This is a genomic window from Priestia sp. P5_B4 (assembly GCF_056400385.1).
The window spans coordinates 1-1,260 of sequence record NZ_JBFULJ010001013.1 but is presented as its reverse complement, the minus strand read 5'-3'; the positions used below and the strand labels follow the sequence as shown (position 1 = coordinate 1,260).

The 1,260-nt window shown below is 31.5% G+C and carries 2 protein-coding genes; one reads left to right on the top strand and one right to left on the bottom strand.

The annotated features are described in order from the left end of the window. The first annotated feature begins 291 nt into the window (after nt 1-291). Entirely contained in the window at nt 292-579 is a 288-nt protein-coding gene (locus AC1DRF_RS28370; RefSeq protein WP_074682859.1) for a hypothetical protein, read from the top strand. A 490-nt stretch (nt 580-1,069) separates the two neighbouring features. On the opposite strand, the gene AC1DRF_RS28365 is transcribed toward AC1DRF_RS28370, so the two are convergent. Further along, the coding region (locus AC1DRF_RS28365) for a hypothetical protein (protein ID WP_477742356.1) at nt 1,070-1,260 on the bottom strand (191 nt) is incomplete at its 5' end.

The following is a 1,260-nucleotide window of genomic DNA, read 5'->3' as shown; positions in this document are numbered from 1 at the left end:
CAGTAGCTTTTCTATTTTAGGCTGTATATGCCGTTTTTTATCAATAATGTGTCAGTAGTGCTACAAGATGTTTCATTTTCTATACATACGTGTATCAAAGGTTATAGGACATTGTTCTCATGGTATACTATCGATTCATGACAAAACACTGTATATGCAGCATGTTTTGTTCATTTTCTGCTTTGGAGGGACAATTTCATTATTTGTTGTTCCTCCTTTTAATTTTATATACAAAACAATAAATTACTCTCCAGAGTACTATTATTCTTAAATCAAGGGAGTTGAAATATTGTGAAAAAGACAGAGCACATCAAGAGGTATGAGCAAGGTATTACTAGTAAGTTTGCTGTGTACAGATTACCCTATGTTTATGACTTTTCTATTTACGCTATTGACATCTTTTATACTGATACAGAGGACTACTTCTTTGGCTGTGCTAAGAACACTACACTTGAAAGATTCTTTACTCGTAAAATCCACCAAGATGAACTGGGGTATTATTTCAAGTATGCTCAAGAAAAGGTCTATCTCAACAGTTTTAATCCAATAAAGAACAATAAGCTACAGTTTGTTCAATGAACTGGCTTTTTTTATGCCATCCAAGACAAATAACCTATCATATCACGATTATGAGAAGTAAATGCTAAGAATATCAGCATGATTAACCCTGTTGTTTTATTTGATATGAATCCTTTCCCTTTATTCGAACATTCTACTACTTAAGAAACCCTAAAAAGTTTACTCAAAGATATAAAGGTGGATTCAATATAAATGAATAATAAGGTTTATATGATCTTTCGTGAGATCTTCATTGTTTGCATTGCTCCCTTTGCTATTATCCTTCTTACCGACCTTTTGGTGCAAATAACCAGTAAAAGAAATTGATTTATGTTCTTCCCCCACTATAAACGGATAATAAATAACAACTTGAGCAAACTATTCATGATAGTTACTTCATCGACTTATCACTTTGTAGACAGAAAAACTACCTTCCGTCGCCGCGTAGGTAGTTTTTTCTGTTTTTAACCTGTATATGGTATACATCTTTAGTTAAAATAAATGTTTTTAATTATTTAACTTTTTGAATGTCGTATCCAAAAAATCCACCTTTTACTTTTACTGTATGAACTCCTGACCATGTTGTACTTACTTTGAAATAGTGCCAATCCCCATTTTCATTCATGAATTCTTTAACGTCATATCCTTTTTTAATTAAATGATCTTGAATATCGTCTTTTTTGCTAATATACATCTTAATTC